The sequence below is a fragment of the Cupriavidus sp. 05N40 genome, assembly GCF_056397305.1.
On the sequence record NZ_JBFTND010000413.1, the window covers coordinates 1 to 2156 of the forward strand.

Annotated in this window: 2 protein-coding genes; one reads left to right on the forward strand and one right to left on the reverse strand. The window is 56.4% G+C overall.

Annotated features, from left to right (window positions below; all coding sequences use genetic code 11):
* The first annotated feature begins 510 nt into the window (after nt 1-510).
* Nucleotides 511-1182, forward strand: a complete 672-nt coding sequence (locus AC1DO7_RS41025) for a hypothetical protein (RefSeq protein WP_477117549.1) — start codon at nt 511-513, stop codon at nt 1180-1182.
* A gap of 45 nt (nt 1183-1227) precedes the next feature.
* Here the strand turns inward: AC1DO7_RS41025 and AC1DO7_RS41030 are convergent.
* The coding region (locus AC1DO7_RS41030; protein ID WP_477117550.1) for a hypothetical protein at nt 1228-2156 on the reverse strand (929 nt) is incomplete at its 5' end.

Consider the following 2156-nt stretch of genomic DNA (forward strand, 5'->3'; position numbering starts at 1 on the left):
GTTGCGACATATCCAACGCATGGCGACGACCAGTGCAATGAGTAAGAACAAGGCGTAGCAGCCCAACGTCAGCGTAGCAAGCATGTAGACCCCTTCGATGTTCCGGGTTCTTGGGCGACCCGACTATCGCGGTAGTATGGACACATTTGGTGCCGGTTTGAACCAGACATCGGTGGGGACGACCAATGAATCGATGCGCGGCTGGCGAGACGGTCAGTGCCTTGGCCCGAACCTATGGCATCTCACGGGCATCTGTTCTGGCGGTGGTGAATCCGTAGGGCGTACCGGAAATCCGAGAATATTTTGGAGGATCGCGCCCATGATCTACGGGTTTCTAACATGTGCTGACTTGCCATCGATGCGAGGCGCGGTTGCGGCTGCACATGGACCCCGTGGAGACCGACCGCAAGCAGGATGATGGCCGAATAGCGGATTGATCACTGATGGTGAAAGGCATACACCGGAAGACGCCAGCTTCAAAGCAGCGGTCAACCTCTGTGTGAAAACGCCATGCCACTGTCTGATCCCGAAAGGCTTGCTCAATTCGTTCGATCTCTTCCAGACTTCGTCGTCTACGAGACTATTGACGGCAACTATGAGCACATCGGCGCGACTGTTGCCGATGCCGTCCTGCAAGCCAACCTGCGGTACGTAAGCCATGTGAAGCCGCGAGTGAACCGCATCTTGGCCGAATACCCGGAGGCAAGGACGACAAGCATAGTTCTACGCCTGTTGGGAACAAGCAGTGCCACGGAGTTCCTTCACTGGCGGGGCGAGGACCGCGCCGAACGCTTCTGCCACGTGCTTGACCTGTTCGCCGCTGAAAGCGTAGAAACCGAAGCAGACCTCCGCGACTGGCTGTCCGATGCCGCCAATCTACAAAAACTACGGTCCATCAAGGGTATCGGTCCCAAGACCGTGGACTACTTCAAAATCTTGGTCGGGGTATCGACCAGTGCTATCGACCGACATCTGCGCAACTTTCTCTGGCTGGCAGGGCTGGCACCCAGAGGCTATGGTGAGGACCAAGCCGTGATCAACGCTGCGGCGGACATCCTTGGCATCGACCGCGCCCACTTCGATCACAGCATCTGGCAGTACATGAGCAGGCGTGGGACGACATCTGGCATTGGCAATTGCAGTCACGTCAGCGCCCGTGGCAAATTGCAGTGGATATGCTGACCCGACGGTGAGATGGGTTACCTTGATGGCCGCCACTTCCGACCGTCAGGTAGTTACCGAAGCAACGGTCTGTCCCCGTTGAGCAAACCATTCAGACAGCTTCTGGCGTTCGGTCGCCGGGTCTGATTGGAAGCCGCAACCCGGCTTGGCACGGATCGGAAACGCGTAGATGAATTCTGATTCTTCGCCAAGATAATCGGTCTTGGTGGAATATCCCATGACCTGAAGTTCCTTCGAGAGTGTCTGGTTGTCCGCCATGATGTCGAGCTTACGCAGGAATTTTTGAAGGGATTCCCGTTTGCGTGCCCGGTCTGTCGAATCGATGTTCGGATGTTTGCGGTCGATCCATCGGTCGAGGGCGGTCTTTAGATCGATAACCAGCCCGCCACGCTTGTTTCTCAGTTTCAGGATGTAGACCACAAAGTCCCGTTTGGTGGGCGGGCACTGGCGAATAAAGGCTTGAATCTCGATTGTTCGCAATGATACCGAAGGTCCAGTCGTCGCGCCTTGCTTACGCGCTTGCGCGTTCGTCAGAATCTCGCCGGTATCGGTATCGACCCATTCATTGGGTTCGAGGTAGATGATCTTGGGGGCCTTCTTGGGGCGTTTCCATCCCGCCAATTTCAAGAGCCAATCGGGAATCGTCTTCTGGACCACGGAGAACACTTGAAGTTGCGATTGCGCCCTCTGATGATGTCGGGCCGGATAGTGGTCAGCGCCGGTCGGCCTCGCGGGATGGGTGTACGGATCAGCGGGCCATTTGCGTTCTCCGTCGTGGGACGGCACTTCATCCGCATTGAATGTCCGCGTAAGAGGCAAATGCGGATGATTGCTGGTGTCGGGTTCGGTAACGCCGGTCTTGGCAGCGAGTGAAACTGCATTGAGTTCTTCGATACTGTTGTGCATGTGAATTCTGGGCCGGTGATACTGGTGGCATCGTCGCAATCGATGATGCGTCGGATCACCGGTCGTTT

Bases quoted from the DNA above. Each gene is read 5' to 3' on its own strand.
- AC1DO7_RS41025 (WP_477117549.1), top strand. From the start codon at position 511: ATGCCACTGTCTGATCCCGAAAGGCTTGCTCAATTCGTTCGATCTCTT.